General features: G+C 55.7%; 16 protein-coding genes and 2 tRNA genes. 7 read left to right on the top strand and 11 right to left on the bottom strand.

Annotation, left to right across the window (positions count from 1 at the left end):
* Positions 1–102: 102 nt before the first annotated feature.
* Both ACYVJT_RS14350 and ACYVJT_RS14345 read right to left on the bottom strand, forming a co-directional pair.
* Positions 103–357, bottom strand: a complete 255-nt coding sequence (locus tag ACYVJT_RS14350; protein WP_499418506.1) for a hypothetical protein — start codon at positions 355–357, stop codon at positions 103–105.
* A gap of 90 nt (positions 358–447) precedes the next feature.
* Positions 448–1,878, bottom strand: coding sequence for an NF041680 family putative transposase (locus ACYVJT_RS14345; RefSeq protein ID WP_499418505.1), 1,431 nt, complete (start codon positions 1,876–1,878; stop codon positions 448–450).
* A gap of 407 nt (positions 1,879–2,285) precedes the next feature.
* Between ACYVJT_RS14345 and ACYVJT_RS14340 the strand changes: the two genes are divergently transcribed.
* Positions 2,286–3,935 (top strand): AlbA family DNA-binding domain-containing protein, encoded by a 1,650-nt coding sequence (locus ACYVJT_RS14340; protein WP_343960066.1) that lies wholly within the window; start codon positions 2,286–2,288, stop codon positions 3,933–3,935.
* Positions 3,936–3,944: 9 nt separating this feature from the next.
* Here the strand turns inward: ACYVJT_RS14340 and ACYVJT_RS14335 are convergent, their stop codons facing one another.
* Both ACYVJT_RS14335 and ACYVJT_RS14330 read right to left on the bottom strand, forming a co-directional pair.
* On the bottom strand, positions 3,945–5,249 hold the full coding sequence (locus ACYVJT_RS14335; protein WP_343960068.1) for a glycine cleavage T C-terminal barrel domain-containing protein: 1,305 nt from the start codon (positions 5,247–5,249) through the stop codon (positions 3,945–3,947).
* Between the two features lie 166 nt (positions 5,250–5,415).
* A complete protein-coding gene (locus ACYVJT_RS14330; RefSeq protein ID WP_343960070.1) occupies positions 5,416–6,237 on the bottom strand; it encodes an IclR family transcriptional regulator in 822 nt (273 codons plus the stop codon).
* Between the two features lie 259 nt (positions 6,238–6,496).
* Between ACYVJT_RS14330 and ACYVJT_RS14325 the strand changes: the two genes are divergently transcribed.
* Genes ACYVJT_RS14325 through ACYVJT_RS14310 form a run of 4 tightly spaced genes read left to right on the top strand, consistent with a single transcriptional unit; the run spans position 6,497 to position 10,331 of the window.
* Positions 6,497–7,633, top strand: coding sequence for an aminomethyl transferase family protein (locus ACYVJT_RS14325; RefSeq protein WP_343960072.1), 1,137 nt, complete (start codon positions 6,497–6,499; stop codon positions 7,631–7,633).
* 2 nt (positions 7,634–7,635) lie between these two features.
* Positions 7,636–8,262 carry a dimethylamine monooxygenase subunit DmmA family protein gene (locus ACYVJT_RS14320; protein WP_343960074.1) on the top strand — a complete coding sequence of 209 codons (627 nt, stop codon included), beginning with the start codon at positions 7,636–7,638 and terminating at the stop codon, positions 8,260–8,262.
* Entirely contained in the window at positions 8,259–9,224 is a 966-nt protein-coding gene (locus tag ACYVJT_RS14315; protein WP_343960076.1) for a PDR/VanB family oxidoreductase, read from the top strand. The genes ACYVJT_RS14320 and ACYVJT_RS14315 overlap by 4 nt, the downstream gene beginning before the upstream one ends.
* A gap of 39 nt (positions 9,225–9,263) precedes the next feature.
* Positions 9,264–10,331, top strand: coding sequence for a heme-dependent oxidative N-demethylase family protein (locus ACYVJT_RS14310; protein ID WP_343960078.1), 1,068 nt, complete (start codon positions 9,264–9,266; stop codon positions 10,329–10,331).
* Positions 10,332–10,492: 161 nt separating this feature from the next.
* On the opposite strand, the gene ACYVJT_RS14305 is transcribed toward ACYVJT_RS14310, so the two are convergent.
* From ACYVJT_RS14305 to ACYVJT_RS14295, 3 genes are all read right to left on the bottom strand, one after another.
* Positions 10,493–10,566, bottom strand: a tRNA-Thr gene (locus ACYVJT_RS14305).
* A gap of 89 nt (positions 10,567–10,655) precedes the next feature.
* The gene (locus tag ACYVJT_RS14300; protein ID WP_343960080.1) at positions 10,656–11,492 is read right to left on the bottom strand and encodes a DsbA family protein; all 837 of its coding nucleotides are present in this window, start codon (positions 11,490–11,492) and stop codon (positions 10,656–10,658) included.
* An 87-nt stretch (positions 11,493–11,579) separates the two neighbouring features.
* The gene (locus ACYVJT_RS14295) at positions 11,580–12,056 is read right to left on the bottom strand and encodes a hypothetical protein (protein ID WP_343960082.1); all 477 of its coding nucleotides are present in this window, start codon (positions 12,054–12,056) and stop codon (positions 11,580–11,582) included.
* A gap of 132 nt (positions 12,057–12,188) precedes the next feature.
* Here ACYVJT_RS14295 and ACYVJT_RS14290 point away from each other — a divergent pair, with 132 nt between their 5' ends.
* Complete coding sequence (locus tag ACYVJT_RS14290) at positions 12,189–13,097, top strand: fumarylacetoacetate hydrolase family protein (protein WP_343960085.1); 909 nt, start codon at positions 12,189–12,191, stop codon at positions 13,095–13,097.
* Positions 13,084–13,710 (top strand): NADPH-dependent F420 reductase, encoded by a 627-nt coding sequence (locus tag ACYVJT_RS14285; RefSeq protein WP_343960087.1) that lies wholly within the window; start codon positions 13,084–13,086, stop codon positions 13,708–13,710. The genes ACYVJT_RS14290 and ACYVJT_RS14285 overlap by 14 nt, the downstream gene beginning before the upstream one ends.
* A 70-nt stretch (positions 13,711–13,780) precedes the next feature.
* Here ACYVJT_RS14285 and ACYVJT_RS14280 read toward each other — a convergent pair whose 3' ends face one another.
* From ACYVJT_RS14280 to ACYVJT_RS14265, 4 genes are all read right to left on the bottom strand, one after another.
* Positions 13,781–14,398, bottom strand: a complete 618-nt coding sequence (locus ACYVJT_RS14280) for a Rossmann-fold NAD(P)-binding domain-containing protein (RefSeq protein WP_343960089.1) — start codon at positions 14,396–14,398, stop codon at positions 13,781–13,783.
* On the bottom strand, positions 14,395–14,913 hold the full coding sequence (locus tag ACYVJT_RS14275; protein ID WP_343960091.1) for a Rossmann-fold NAD(P)-binding domain-containing protein: 519 nt from the start codon (positions 14,911–14,913) through the stop codon (positions 14,395–14,397). The genes ACYVJT_RS14280 and ACYVJT_RS14275 overlap by 4 nt, the downstream gene beginning before the upstream one ends.
* 140 nt (positions 14,914–15,053) lie before the next feature.
* Positions 15,054–15,130, bottom strand: a tRNA-Pro gene (locus ACYVJT_RS14270).
* Between the two features lie 43 nt (positions 15,131–15,173).
* A complete protein-coding gene (locus tag ACYVJT_RS14265) occupies positions 15,174–15,779 on the bottom strand; it encodes a GNAT family N-acetyltransferase (protein ID WP_343960093.1) in 606 nt (201 codons plus the stop codon).
* Positions 15,780–16,002 lie beyond the last annotated feature (223 nt).

The raw sequence follows: 16,002 nt of genomic DNA, 5'->3' as shown, positions 1-16,002 counted from the left end.
CGCTTTCGTCCAAACGGCTAAGCGAACCGCCGAGTGCGGTCCCGCATGCTCGGTGGTGTGAGAGGTGGGTCGGGAAACCCGACCCACCTACTCGATTCATGTCTATACTTCTACACCGCCACAATGACGATGAGTATCCGTCTGCAGCGCCAGGAAAATAGAACGTCGACCACGCCAGCCTGCACAGCACCAGCCAAAACTCGGTCGATATAAACCGGAACCCGTCGGGTGATGGAACGCACCAACGCCTGACATCCCCGAGAATTCAAAAAACTGCTGGTCAACTCCAAACGCCGCGACCGTCAGCGACGCCTTCATCGCGCTAGCCAACGCGATCATTACGATCCACCGACTCATCCTGCCAAGCCTCGACCACCCACCGTGCGGTCACCGGACCCAACGAAAACCTAACCTATTGCCGTACGCTCTAAGCTTGTTATTTAAGGTTTAGGCTGCTTTCCCCACGGGTTGGATGGGTGCTTTCGTTCGGTTTTTGCTGCCTTTGGGTCGGCCGGGTCCTGCTCGGGAGGCTTTCGGTGCGGCTGCGGGATGGATCGCTGTCTGGCAGATGCGGCGATAGCCTGACCGGACGCGGGCTGGGGTCAACATCGTTGGAGCTAGCGGTTTCTGCCAGGGTAATCGGTAGTCGCGGGCGACAGGCCGGGCCAGTCGCAGTTGGGTATGGGCGGCGATGATCAGCCAGGTCCACAGATCCGCAGCTTTCGGGCTGCGTAGGTGTGGCCGTGTCCAGCCCAAGGTCTGTTTCAGGAATCGAAACGTATGTTCCAGGTCAAATCGGCGGATGAACATCGACCACCAATGATCGACCTCCGCGTCACTGGCGGGGGTCGGTTTGGATGTCCACAGCCACACGGGCTTGGGGTGCCGATCCCCCGGTAGCCGCTCAACGTGGAGCCTGATGATGGTGCCTTCAATAATCGGCGGCTGATCCATGATGGCTTTGTAGTGTTTCCAGCCTGCCCGGGCATCGATTTTGGGATGCATGCGCCCAAACGCCACAGCGTCAGCGCGCCCATACCGGCTTGTCAGAGTGCTCGTGGTGAGGGTTGGCTCACCGTGGGTGCCAGGATCCCGCAGTGCCAAGCGGTGGCCATGACGCGGGCCACGACCTTTGGTGGGGCCTTTACGTTTCCCAGGCGGACCATAGAACACCCGATCCGAACGCAACCGACCCAGGATAATCACCGGCAGATCATCCAATAACCACGCTAAGCGAACCACGTCATAGCCGGCGTCAGCCACCACCAGAATATCGGGATCGCCGGGATGATAATGGCCTGCGTGACACAGGCTCTCGACCACAGCACGTAACTGTGTGGCGGTGACCACCGTAGCGTCATCGTTAGGATGTAAGCGCACCACATCCAACAGTGCTGTCCATGAGGTGGCGCCGGTTTCCAACGCGGCGACAAACGAATAGGGCCAGCCCGGGATCATATCCGCTTGGCCTTTACCGCGGGCATAGGTATGGCAAAACGCCCGGTCCGGGCTGGTAGCCGCGTCAGGACGCAGCCAGTTGGACACATCCACGGCCAAGACAATCCGTGCTTTGCCATCTGGGGTGGTGACTTTTGGAACGGGACCCTGGGCAATGGTGGTAGCCAGCTGATCGGTATCGATCCTGCCAACATTCAACGCGTCATAAAGACCACCATGACCACGCCGATGCTCGACCTCCAATGACAACCGCGCCAAATCGGTCACTGGCATCGTGCCGCAAGCCACCGCATCAGTCAGCTCGAATAACACGTCTGCCCGGCGGGTCAAACAATCGAAGAAACCAGACCGAAAACGATTCAATTCAGCCGAGGCAACGTGTTGGGGTAGCGAAGAGACTGGAGTTTGAGAGATAATCATCAGGCGGCCGCCGTTTCTGATCATACTTTTATCTGATAATAAAAGCATCAGTAACGGCGGCCCTCTCGTCTTTTCGACACGCCGAACAGCGCCACATTTAATACGCAGCTTCACCCACCGAGGTTAAATAACAAGCTTAGGCGTGTCATATTCGCAAAGAAGTTTGTCGAGTGAATTCAAAACAACAAACACACTAAACACCCAAGTGGGCCGCCCCATAAGGTGAACTTCGTTTGACCGCTATGTTTCCACTGTGACACAGCCCTCAAAAATTTATGAAAGGCTCTGCCGTTTGACCGCAATACTGCGCTAGCGTGGGCGTTGACGGCAGACGGATTCACCACATTCGGGTGCCGTCAGTGGATCACTTGCAAAGCCCACATAATTTCGCAGGATTGGGAATACTTATGGCAGTGGTATGGGACGGCAGAACTGACGAGGAAAAACTCCAAGAACTCCTGAGGCTCGGCGAACAGACGCAGCTCGATTTCAAAGCCGAGCTAGACCTGCGTGATCGCAAGCACGAACTCGATTTCGTCAAAGACGCCGTGGCCATGGCCAACCGTCCACCGGGTGGCTACATTCTGATCGGGATCACCGATGACGGGGATCTGCCAAGTACTCCGTGGCGCATCAAAAACCCGCAAATGTTTGACGGTGCCACCCTGCGTGACAAGATCGGTAAATACATTGAAGCTGATATAGAAGTCGTCTCCCAGATCCACACGCTTAAAGGCAGCGACGTGGTCGTGGTGGCAATCTTCTCCACCCGTTCCGGCCTTCCCGTGCCGATGATGAGCATGGGACAATACAACAAGCCGAACGGCAAGGGAAGAATGAAGACGAAAACCGTCTTTCGTCCCGGTGAAATCTTTATTCGTGATGGCGCGGGGAACGTACCGGTGCGTTACCGCGACTGGCCCTCCGTCCTGGCACAGCATGACCATCAGTTGAAAGAGGCCGCGACCAGCGATGTGAACTCGCTGATGTCCAAGCTGGCCGATGCCATCGGAGACGGTGGGAAAGTCAATGTGCCGCTGGAGCCATTCCTCGCAGATGACACCGTCTCGAGTGCGATACGCGCCAACATTCGACAAGGCAATCGGGCAGAGCTCAAAATCTTCTTGCAAAACACGCGTGAGGAAATTGTCCTTGCCGAGGAGAAGATCAAACCGCTCGTGAGACTCGTGGGCGTCGGATGTGAAGCGATGCTTGCCGATGATTATGATCTGGCGATCAAAACTATCGAAACAATGTACGATGCTTTCAGCTCGATAGCGAAGTCTCCCAGCGCAGTAGCGGCCACAATTGTGGCCGCTTATTTATTTGGTGCCGCTGCGGTCCGAAGCGGATGCTGGGAGCTCATCCCCGAACTGGTGTTGCGCCCCTTCCAACGAACCCCTGCGCATCCGCGATATAGTTCCTGGATTCGATATGGCCAGATCGAAGCTTCGGCGCACAACCAGTATCCGTTCTCGTCCCACCCCGTCGATAAAGTAGACCACGACGAGGCCGACGACAACGGCACCATGATCTCTGAAGGGCTGTCCTGGGCGCGAAACTATCCACTACTTCGACCCGACGTGTTGCACGATTTCGGCCTGCATAACAACACAACCCGCAAAACCGATACGCTCCTTAATTCCCTATGCCAGTTTGATTTTCTGTATGCCTGGCTCGTCAATGCCTCGGCACGACGCCAAGGTGGCGGCGGAGCATATGCGGCCTCATCAGCGTTCAAACACTGGCGAACGCTGCCGATCATCGAACGCACCATCACCAATGGGGAAATGCGCGCCAAGCTGTTCCCTGCGTCTCGGGAAAAAGAAATCGCCCAAGCGCTCCAGAGCACCCACAGTCACGCGGAGAAAGTATCAAACCGCGAAAAATACTTCACTGGCTGGGAACCGCTGCCGACGTGGATTGCAGATTTCATCGACTACTTGGTCGACGGCACGAATACTTCCGGCCAGCAACCACGAAACTCGTCTCGAGCTCCACTACACCAAACAGGGTCCAACGTAGTGGAACTCGAGACACTTCGGGCCAAGAATTAGGGTTGCTGTTTATACTGCGGCGTCCATTCCTTTGCCACGCAAAATTTCACGTTGATTCGGGTTCACCGATTCGCGGAACGGCAGTTGTACCACCTGGGCGGCGACTGGGCTGCCGGGCACATCCGCATACTGCTGAGGCAGGTGCACCCACAGCTCGGTGCCAAGGGCCGTCTGCGCTACCGGCACATAGCCCAGGGCAATGTTCTGCCCGAGCTCGGGCGAGAACCACGGTGACGTGACATACCCGGAAGCTGCCGCATCACTCGACTCCGAGATGAGCCAAAAATCCGGCGCATAATCATCGATTGGAGCACCGCCCATGATCAGGCCCACCAGCTGATGAGTAAATGGGTACACCCCGGTTTCCAGCAGGTCGCGTACTTGTTGGAGTGCTGCTTTGCCTATATAGTCCGCATCTTTTTCACGCGGCACTTGATAGGCCAGATTCACCTGGAACGGTAGCGTTTCCTGATCCATATCTTGACCCCAGGAAAGGATGCCTGCCGCGATGCGCCGGTGGTGTGCCGGAGCGATCACTTCGAGGTGATGCTTATCCCCGGCCTGCAAGATCGCATTCCACAGGTCTTCAGCGTGCTCGGAAGCATCATAGAGGTAAATTTCGTACCCCTTTTCACCGGAGAAGCCCGTCTGGGAAATAATGACGTCGTGGCCCGCCACCTCACCGGACATCAGCCCATAGGAAGGCAGCTCAGCCACCGCAGGACCAAAGAGGTCAGTCATCAGATCCACCGATTTTGGTCCCTGTATTTGCACAGGTGCGACATCGATTTCATGAATCTCAACGTCGAAACGGTGGCCGATATTGACACCTCGTAACCACAGTTCCAGGTCCGAATCCGAAAGCGAGAACCAGAACTCATCTTCGGCGATTCGCAACAGCACCGGATCGTTGAGTATCCCGCCGGACTCATTGCACAAAATGACGTAGCGTGCTCGCATCACGGGGATTCTCGTGGCATCGCGGGTGATGACGAAATTTACAAAGGCTTCCGCATCGGGGCCTTTGACTTGGATTTGTCGTTCAACCGCGACATTCCACAGGGTCACATGATTGATGAGCGCATCATATTCGACCATGGCACCGCCGTCTTCGGGACGCACATAGCCACGTGGATGATACATCCTGTTGTAGACGGAAGCGCGCCAGCAGCCCGCGTCCATGGACAGGTGCCAATAGGGAGATTTCCGAACTCGTGTATCGATGAGCATTTCAACGGGAGTGGGGCCGGATTGACGAAGATTGATGGGGACGTTCCGGTCTGATTGATCGACCGAAGGGACATTCGCATTCATACATTCCTCCCTGAGGAGTAGGAGGGCAAGCTGCAGACGGTGTGCCAATAGCCACCCTGATTGTTGCGTATTGTGCTACATGTTTCACACTATGCAGCACGTATGATCATTCTACGGTGACACCTGTCACACGTAAAGAGGATCTACGACGAATCACGCAGCGAAATTATGGCCCGGTTGGGTCCACTCGCGAAAACCCCAGTCGCACCTCAAAATCACGAACCGCGGTCTTGAGGTAAGCCAGAAAATGCTGGAATTCATGTTCAGGCATACGGAAATCCGGCGCAGTGACCGACACCGCCGCCACAAGCTCGCCGGTGGCATCCCAGACCGGTGCTGCGAGCGCATTGATGCCTGGTTCCCACTCCCCGACGGCACTAGACCAACCGCGTTGGCGGATGAGCTCCAGTTCCTCCACCAACGATGGTATTTCGGTATGTGTCGCCGCCGTAAAATATGCGAGCTGGCTCGAGGTGAACCACGTCCAGACCTGCTGCGGCGCATGGGCCAGCAGGAGTTTTCCGGTTGAGGTGGCGTGTAGCGGCACACGTTGGCCGACATATTGCCCTGCGACGCCGACCATGCGTCGTCCGGCACTCTGGGTAATCGTCACAGCGTAGCCGTCATCGAGGATGGCCACGTTTGTGGTTTCTTGCGTCACATCGGCAAGTGCATCGCAAATGGCCTGGCTATCTCGAGCCAGGTCGAAGCGGGTCGAGACAGGATAGGCCATGCGCAGTAAACCAATTCCGAGGCGATACGCGCCTCGGTCAGTCACCTGTTCGACGACGTCCCGCGCTTCTAAGGTGCCGAGCAGCCGCGATGCGGTCGAGCGGTGCACGCCGAGCTTTCGAGCAATCTCCGAGGTACCCAGCTCCGACTCGTCAGTCAGGAATTCTAGAATCTGCAGCGCACGGTCAACCGACTGAATCGGCACGACCCCTGTCGCGGTGGGTTCATGTGCCTCCACGGATTCGTTGTCATTCATGCGCGATCTTCCCATGTCATTTCGATGCTGACGGTTGGTCACCCATCCTATACAGACTTCACAGCAGCTTGCTCTCGTGGACGTAGAACCTCACCGGGCACCGCGGACGTGCACAGCTTGAACAGCGCAAGTGTGTTGAATTCACAAGACTTCTCAGTGCAGCGCATAAATGTGGTTGCCGTTACGCAGACTGACAACCTAAAGTAATCAATAGCGCAAACAAATTGATTGCTATTTGATTCAAAACAATAGGAGCCCCATGACACTCACCTGGCGAAAAAATGCTCTGACAGAACGTCACCGTGCACTCGGCGCGACGCTCGAGCCGTGGAACGGCATGCCGACTGCTTGGACTTACGATGATGACATCGATAACGGATACATCGCGATTCGCACCAAAGCCGGTCTCATGGACATTTCCGGGCTCAACGTCGTTCATGTCATTGGGGCCCATGCCGAGTGGGTACTGAATCGCACCGTGACACGCGACGTTCGCAAAATTTATCCAGGCAAGGCCGCTTACGCCACCATGCTGGATGATCGCGGCATGCTGGTCGACGACGGTATTATCTACCGCACTGGCCCGAATTCTTGGTTGGTTGTCCACGGCAGCGGCACCACCTTGGAACAGCTGAATAAGGAAGCTGTCGGTCGTGATGTCGCGGTGCTGTTCGACAGTGACGTCCAAATCCTTTCCCTGCAGGGGCCACTGTCGGTCGACTTCTTAGAAAAGCACGTCCCGGGCATTCGCGATCTGAAGTATTTCCATCATATGGATACGCAGCTGTTCGGACACTCAGTGCTCATCTCACGGACCGGTTACACGGGTGAACGTGGTTACGAAATCTTCTGCAAATTTGATGACGCAGTGGATATCTGGGACACCATCCTCCAAGAGGGTCAAGACGAAGGCATCATCCCAGTACAGTTCTCCACACTGGACATGTTCCGTGTTGAGGGCGCACTGTTCTTCTTCCCAGACGATATGTCCGAAGCGCACCCATTCGAAAATGATATGCCGGGCGACTCGCTTTGGGAATTGGGGTTGACCTTTACCGTAAGCCCAACCAATGAAGAGTTCCGCGGCATCGCCCAGCATCAGTATCGTGAAGGCAAGGAACGCTTCAAAATGTACGGTGTCGAACTGGATTCCGATCAGCCAGCCGAAGCCGGGGATCGCGTCCTGGATGCCCAAGGCAACGATGTCGGTGTGGTCACCTGCGGCATGTATTCACCACTGACTAAACGTTCCGTCGCACTAGCACGACTGAACCCGGATCTGGCTACGCCTGATGTACCCGTGCAAGTTCAAGGCGAAGGTGATACCACCGCGGCGAAAACTCATTCACTACCGTTCGAAGATCCACAGAAAAAGAAGCCTCGGGGTAAGGCATAACGATGCAAGAGGACATCACCACACCACCTGCTGACATACGCAGTCGTCCCGAGTATTGGAAGTTGAAAGCTGTTCCGAATGCTCAGTGGAACCTCATCCTCGCGGAAAGCGAGGGTATGGCATCAGTCATTCGGATGCTGAATGAGGCTCCGAAAGGTTTTAGTGCTCGCACCCACTTGGTTTACCTGACCGCAGATCATAGCGGCACCGAAGACTACCTCGAGCAGCTCGAGGACTTTGGGCCGGTCAGCGTCAACCAGGTGACGACGAGAAAAGCAGCTCTGCTGAGACTCAATAAGCTGCTGAGCTCAGCAAAGATGGGGACGCGACTCTACGCCGTGGGCAGTGAGAGTTTCTTAGCTCTCGTCGTTCGCGAGGCCGGAAATCACGGCATCAATCACGAATCCATTGTGACCGAGCTGAAAGGCTCACTTGCCCGTCGCGTCCAATGCGTACATTGTAAATTCATCGCTGAGGACGTGACGACCTCGATCTATGATTGCCCTCGATGCAGCGAGACTCTAGAGGTTCGAGACCACTATTCTCGACGCATAGCCGCCTTCCAAGGCGTCTCTGCCACAGTTGAAACGCCAGGTCAACAGCCGGAAGCTGAAAAAGTGTATCCATGAAACCACCCAAGAACGCCATCCAAGTCCGAGTTGAAGAGGTCGCCGATGTGGCAGAACACATTAAACGGTTCCGCTTTGCCCCGGTAGACAATATTGAGTTACCCGTCTTCTCACCCGGTTCCAATATCACGGTGAACATGGACGGGGACGAACGACGGATCAAGAATCAGTATTCACTGATCAGTTCCCCGGAGGCTCGAGACGCATATGAAATCAGTGTCCTCCATGTGGACGATTCCCGTGGCGGATCTGAGTTCATGCATAGAGCAGTCTCGCCGGGCGACACGCTCTGGATCAACCCGCCGAACAACGAATTCGCCATCTACGACCTGGCGAAGAAGCATCTGCTGATCGCTGGTGGCATCGGCATCACACCGTTCATGCCGATGACCGCGCAGCTGGCAGCACGCGATGCTGACTTTGAGTTGCACTACGCGATGCGTTCCAAGAACCGGGCAGCGTATGCGGACGAGCTACGGGAAGCGATTCCCGAACAGTTATACACCTACCAGTCCAGCCTGGGTCAACGCATCCAGTTCAACGAACTCCTCGACGATCAGCCACTTGGCACCCACCTGTATGTGTGCGGCCCCGAACGCATGATTGATGATGTGCTCGAGATCGCCCGTCAGGCCGGATGGCCCGATGAAGATCTCCACTGGGAGAAGTTCGTTGGACCACCACCGGGCGATCCGTTTGACGTGACGTTGGCCGAATCGGATATGGAAGTTCACGTTGGCGCTGAGGAGTCGATCCTCGAAGCGGTTGAACAAGCAGGTGTTGAACCGGACTTCGGTTGCCGCGGGGGCGTCTGCGGACGCTGTGAGACCACCGTGGTCAATGTCGATGGAGACATCATCCACAATGACGAATTCCTCACCGACGACGAGCGTGCATCCGGCGAACAGATCATGATCTGCATGTCGCGGTTCAAAGGCAAAGACCTCACACTCAAGCTCTAAAACTCGTGGTGCGATCAGACCGCCCAACAAGGAGTTAAAATGTCGATCACTTTCAATACTGAAACGTTCAGAGACGATTTCACCTACTACAACAGTCCAGAAGCAATCCGCCGTTTCCCGTTCCCCTTCGATGAAGACCGGTACATGTACAAGGTCAACATGGAACAACACGAACCAGGCGAGCAAGACTCCGTGCTGGAAAATCCTATCGATGTCGATGAGCACTACGTGGCGGAGATGCAAGACCGTGCCCTGGTGTTAGCCGAGGATCCCAAGCGCTCACAGACCCTGCCGCATATGGAAACAGCAGCTTGGGACACCGTGGAGTTGTTGTTGTCGCTGTTGGCTCGCGATTACCCAGAACATTTCACGTTGGAGCGCGATGGCACCAACTGGCACTGGATCAACCGGCCACTGGGACTCGATCACAGGTTTACTTTCGGTGATTCAAGCACGCTACCACCCCGGCCTGATCACCGAGGTGATGAACCGATGCCACCGTTGGAATATGTCACCCGCCAGGTACAAGGCGACTTCGCCGTCCTGGACCAGCGCGATGACAACCTCTGGATGGACGCTGGCACGGTCACGAGCCAAGCCGACTGGTCGCTAGATTTCGACATCGGCATGGACTTCTACGAGTGGCACGGGCCGGTACCGTTGGCCCATCAAATGGGGATCTTTGAACGAGCATTGAAATACTTGCTCAGCATTGAGCAGCATAATCCGGCTCGTCGGTTGAACTGGACCATGACGATCAACCCCCGTCTTGATACCAGCCCAGAAAATTACAATACATGGGGCGTTGACCGCACAACGGTCACCCCGGAAAATGTTGGCGAAAAAGTTCACCTTCGTGTGGAGCTGCAGTCGTTCTTCCGGCTCCCCCGCTCCAACGCCCTGCTTTTCCCTATCCGATGCTATTTGATCAGTCTCAACGACCTGGTCACGATGCCCGGCTGGGGTACACGCCTGTACCGCGTGCTCAAAAACCTGCACCCGGACTTAGCAGACTACAAGGGCTTGACCACCTACCAGGACACTGTCGTCGAGTGGCTCGCGCACTACGACGATGGCTCTGAAGAAGTGAAGAAAGATGCAGGGTGACCCGCATCCTGATATAAACCGCGGAACCGCATGTGAAACCCTCGCTCCCCTCTCAGAAGATTGGGAAGCGGGGGTTTTGCATATCCGACAAGAAAGCGGATGAGTCGTAGCTGTGGGTAAGACAAAACCCCGAGACTTCGTGAAGTCTCGGGGTTTTGCTGAGCCCCCTACCAGATTCGAACTGGTGACCCTCTGTTTACAAGACAGATGCTCTGGCCAGCTGAGCTAAGGAGGCGCGGCGATCTAGCCGTGGTCATTGTGACCTTGGCTAGTCTAGCCGAAACCATCAGGAAACAAAAACCTGACGGCTGTCTTCAGTCACACTTAGTTGGAGAGTTGAGACTCGGCCCACGACTGGAAGGATTCTCCGTCACCGGTGTTCTCGTAGTACTCACCGTTGACCCACACCGAGGGGGTCCCAGCAATGCCGGCTGAGGTGGCCTGTGCGGTGGTGTAATTGACGAATGGACGGTACGTATTGTCGTTGATGCAGTCATTCGCCTCTGCACCAACTTCCGAGGCCAAGCTGCTCAATTCGTCATTGGACAACCCGGCCCCCTGGTGGCTGTCGTACGTTGCAAAGGCTTCGGTAATAAAGTCTGTGGCCTGCTCTGGGGATTCTTCAGCAACACAAGTCATCGCATTTGCTGCGCGAGAAGAGTAGTTGTCTGTTCCGGGGTTATCCAAGAAGTTCACCATACGGTACTCGAGGGTGTGGCCATCTGCCATCAGCTCATTGAGCGCTTCGGAGTTCTCTGCTTCAAACTGTGCACAGTACACACAGTTCGCATCGGCATAGATGATGATATCCGAAGCGTCTGCTCCTGGAACTTCAGTCGGCGCCTGGCCCGCGGTCTCTGGATTAGGCTCTTCTACCGTGGTGGCATCAACTTCACTTGGGCCGTCCACTTCAGTAGGTACACCGTCTTCGAAGACAATACCGCCCTGTTCTGTTCCCGATGCCGGTGCTGGTCCGGCGTCAGGGATGGAACGCGACGAATTCATCAGGGTTACAACTATGACGATGGCTACCACCGCTGCAATGACACCAACGATCGTCCACGTAATGACGCGTGAACGACGCTTTTCTGCTGCCAACTGGTTGGCGTGAGCCTGCCGTGCGGCATCACGTGAGCTGCGGGCTGATTTGTTTTTGGCCATTATCCTTTACCTATGCGTAGAGAATTTGTTGAATTTTGAACGACTCAGAGTATACGTTTCAAAACTGTGTATTTACTGAATCTGTAACTACTCGATACCAAGCTCCGGGTACTCACCCTGGATCATGGGTTCACCGGTGTCCGGGTCGAAATGGATTCTCATATACAGTTCGTCGCCATGGGTGGTGGTCACTTCTGCCTCGAGTAGATTACCGCGCCACTGTTCAGGATCTACTTCTTGGATCTGAGGGTATTTGGCGGTGGTGTTGGACTCAAGGACAGCATTCTGTTGCGTCTGGCCAACCATCCCGTAGATGATCCCGCCAAAACCCAGCACGATGACAGCCACCGCGGCAATTGTCTCGATGCGTACATCACGCGGGGCGTTTGGTCGCTCGCCTCGAGAATCTGTGCCCTCAAAGCGCGCGGTATCACCCTCCCGCCATGCTTTCAGACGACGCGCACGCCACGCAGCATGTGCCAGGATCGCTGCTCCGGCGACTGCGAACACAACCCCTATTGCTGCTGCAAGTTGCGGGGTTTGAAAATCCAAGGGTTCAAACATATCTCCATTGTCGCTGATTTAGCGCGTCACAATAACTCATTCACCGTGTTTTGACTCAGCGCGTAGTCACATCTTGGGCCCGACGCCGGCAAATCGTTCCAGACAGTGCACGAGTATGGTGAACTTGAAGATATGAAAATTGCTACCTTTCGCCTGCCCCACGAACGAGATGACCAACCCGGCGCGACTTTTGCCGCGGCAATCACTGAGACCACCACGGATAGCTCGGGTACCGAATATGCGGTGAAGGCTGTGCCGCTTGAGGATATTACCGACGTCGGCGCTTATCTCACGCTGCATCCTCAGGAGCGAACCGTTGCGGTGACTACTGCGATGAACGCTGCCAAAAACGATCCCGCCCAGGTGCTCGATGTCTCGGAGTTAACCTATGACACGCTCATCCCGTACCCGTCAAAAATTTTCTGTATCGGGTTGAACTACCGAAACCACATCCTTGAGACTGGCTTGGAATTGCCCGAATATCCCACCGTCTTCGCAAAATATGGCCAGACGTTGACCGGCCCGTTCTCTGACATCGCTGTGCCCCAAGTGGATCATCGGCTTGATTATGAAGGTGAACTAGCCGTGGTCATGGGGGCGCCAGGAAAGAATATTCCCAAGGCAGAAGCAAAAAACTACGTCGCAGGCTATACCATCGGCAACGACATCTCTCTTCGTGGGTTTCAGGGTCGCACTGATGAATGGATGCAAGGCAAGATCTTCGAGGCCACCACTCCAGTTGGTCCATGGCTCGTAACAGCCGACGAATTTTCCCAGGATGCGCAATTGACCACACTCGTCAACGGCGAGGTACGCCAAGATGATTCAGTCGATGATCTCGTGTTTGGAGTGGCTGAGCTGATCGAATATCTCTCGCAGATGATCACACTGTTACCCGGCGACATCATCCTGACTGGCACACCGGGTGGTGTAGCGCTGGCGATGCGTGACGCTGACGGGCGACGACCATGGTTGAAAGCAGGTGACATCGTGGAGACCCGTATCGAAGGATTGGGAGCTCAGCGCAATGTCATTGTCTAAGCCGATTGGCATTCTCGGTGCCGGGCGGGCGGGTACTGCTCTGGCACGAGCCGCAGCACGTGGCGGAGTGGAAGTTCGCATAGCGTCGACTCGAACCCCGGCACAGATGCGCTACCACCTGCTGCAGTACGCACCGTCAGCGACAGCGGTCCGTGCCCAGGATGTAGCGCAGGGGGTTGAGAACGTGCTCTTAGCCGTGCCCCAGGAAGATCTCGACGATGTCGAACCGGAGTGGATCGGTGATCGGATCCTCGTTGACGCGACGAATCGTTGGGAGGAAGAACCCTTGCCAGAGTGGTTTGAGATGGGTCTGGCTGAGGGATTGAGTTCTTCGGAAGTCGTAGCCCGGCGATTCCCTACCGCCAGAGTCGTCAAAGCGCTGAACCACATTTCGCATTGGGGGATGGATGCCCCGCGCTCCAGTGAACCACGGGCAGCAGCCATCGCATCAAACGATGCGGCGGCCGCCGCCGAGGTCGGTCAGCTCGTGACGGCTCTCGGCTTCGAACCCGTTATTGCTTCCAATCTGAGCGCTGGAATACGTACCGAACCGGGGACAGCATATTTCAATGTGGCCGCAACCCCAGAACAGATGAGTCGACATCTACTATAAGTTCGCTCTCACATGACGCATTTACAGTGGGCCCGGAGATGCTGTTCGGGCCCACCGTCATACGTGAGTGTCACCAAGCCGCTGGGGACTCCCAGAGGTTCAAGCTGGTACCGATATTGTTCTCCACGGCGTAGTTGTATACATCGTGTGCCCACGCAACGTCCTCTACGGGCATCCCGCCCACGGAGTAGACAATGATTTCATCATCTGACGTGCGTCCTGGTGTACGACCGGCCGCGATGTCTCCGATCTGTTGTAGGTCCTCATGTGGGAAGTGACCATCATGCTGCAGCTTGAGCATGCGAGACCCGATGATACCGATCTGGTCATAAGCAACTTGTGTCGTGTACTCATGGTGCCACTCGTCATAGAGCCCCATATAGTCGACGACCTTGCGTGTGTTGATCAGAAATCCATCATCGAAGCGTGTGGCGCCGGGGGCTATGATCAGGGTCCCTGGCGATAGCCATTCACCCTTCACCTGCGGAAACTCTGTACTGCCCTTCGGCGAGGCGTTTGCACCGGTGATCAACACCTCGACGTTTTCAACAGCCTCTCGCTCAGACTCAACGACCGTCACCGACTCCAGTTCTGGGTGGGCAGCCCGTATCGCCTCTGCGGCACGCTGTGTGGAGTCCTGCGAGCGTCCCTTGAGCTTGACATGTTTGACGCCTTGGCGCTGGGTCATAAGCCTTCTAAGGTCTTCTGCGCCATCACCCCGGGGCCGATGATGCCGACGGTATCCACGTGCTCTACAGCCAGATGCTTCGTACCCACATTCGGCACAGACGCGGTTCGATAGGCGGAAAGCAGGTTCGCTGACATGATGGCCTTGGGTGCGGCTGTATCGGTGTCGTTCAATACGAACAGGTGAATCGAGCGTGGCACGTTGTGTTCGCGGTTTTCGATGTTTGAGCCGTACCATTTCACACCGGTAGCGCGAAAGCGCCCGCCCAGATACGCTGGCATCGCCATGAATCGACGATCGATATCGTCTTTTGGCATACCCTCATGCTGTGGTTCACTTGGGAAGGAGATCATAGCACCGTGCGAGTCGCCTCGTTCACCGACCATCATGTAGTCCCCGTCAGCCAGCAGTACGAGTGATTCCTCCATCACGTCAATACAGCGACCGATATCCGTGACACCGGCGTCAATCATTTCCGGCTCGTTGAGGTACAAGAAATCTATCCGTTGATTCAAGTGAGGTCCCTTCTAGCTACTTCAACCAGAATGTTGAGTCCAGACTGAGTCCTGCAGATCAACGACGAAGTTTCAGGCCCGTCGAGCGCGTCCTGCAGGCACCTTCCTTACATGAGGAAAATACCTGTTGCGATTAACAATGGTCGGGGTGACAGGATTTGAACCTGCGACTTCGTCGTCCCGAACGACGCGCGCTACCAAGCTGCGCCACACCCCGGCTACAAAGGTCTCGCCGATCGAGGGGAAACCTACGCGTGCATCTATGATCTTCGGCTACGCCGCATGCGGTACCGTCGCTGAAGGTCCTCAAAGTACTGCGGCGTTCCAGGATCAGGCGTGCCAGGATCGACTTCTGAAGGTGTGTCCTCGTTGAGCGCCGCCCACTCGCGTGGATCAATATCGTCCCTGAGCTGGCTGTCAGATTGCAGCATTGGTTCACGAATCATGGTGATATGCTCCATGCCAGCCTCATAGAAGATTTCGCCAACTTTGGAGAGTCCGAAGGTCTCGTACCACTCTTCCAAATGCGTTTGTGCGTGCATTGTCAGCAACTGGTCGGGATAGTACGCCATCACAGCGCGGATCAGCGCACTGGCCAACCCATGTCCGCGAAACGCTCTGTCAGTCGCGACCCTACCGATGGATAGCGTGTGGTGGTCTTCTCGCAACACGCGAAGGGTTGATACGGGCACGCCCTCGATCTGGATCCACCAAATCTGCGTGGTGGGTTCAAGATCGCGGCCATCGAGTTCTTCAACCGTCGTGATCCCTTGTTCCATAACGTAGACGCGATAACGCAGACGTGCAATGTTGTAAGCCGTCTCGTGGCGCATCCGGGTCCAGTGTGCGTTTTGGATTTCTACCATGCACATATTCTAGGGCACTACCGAAGCACTAGTGGAAATGTGTGCCAAACCACTCGAATACTTCCCGCCCCGAACGAGCAAGATAATGCGCACAACGGATGTGTGTGGTGGTGTGGTGGTTAAACATGTATGACCCCAACCAGCACACCCATCATGGTGTGTGGTTGGGGCCATACCCTCAAATTATTGTCCGGCGGTGACCTACTCTCCCACAACCTCCCGG

It is taken from the genome of Yaniella soli, assembly GCF_054782375.1.
The sequence above is the reverse complement of the archived record's forward strand: the minus strand, read 5'-3'. Positions and strand labels throughout refer to the sequence as shown.